Source organism: Chitinimonas violaceus, assembly GCF_052601015.1.
On record NZ_JBQXDJ010000270.1, the window covers coordinates 1 to 295 of the forward strand.

1 protein-coding gene is annotated in these 295 nt (G+C 53.9%); it reads left to right on the forward strand.

Features of this window, described 5'->3' with window-relative positions:
• Nucleotides 1–295: DDE-type integrase/transposase/recombinase (locus ACUHMQ_RS21255; RefSeq protein ID WP_445297420.1), on the forward strand; the 295-nt coding region annotated here is incomplete at both ends.

A 295-nucleotide genomic window follows, 5' to 3' on the forward strand; every position in this document is an offset into this window, starting at 1 on the left:
GAGGGTTGGCACTATCTGGCGGGCATCAAGGATGTGTTTACCTGCGAGATGGTGGGTTATGCGATGGGTGCTCGAATGACACAAGACTTGGTCAGTCAGGCGTTGTGGAAGGCGATAAAGTGGAAACAGCCAGAAGCAGGATTGATTTTGCATTCGGACCGAGGGAGCCAATATTGCTCGCAGGGATATCGTGCGCTGGTGGCGCAGTTTGGCTTACGCGCTTCGATGTCGCGGCGGGGTAACTGCTATGACAATGCACCGATGGAGAGTTTCTGGGGCAGTTTGAAGAATGAGC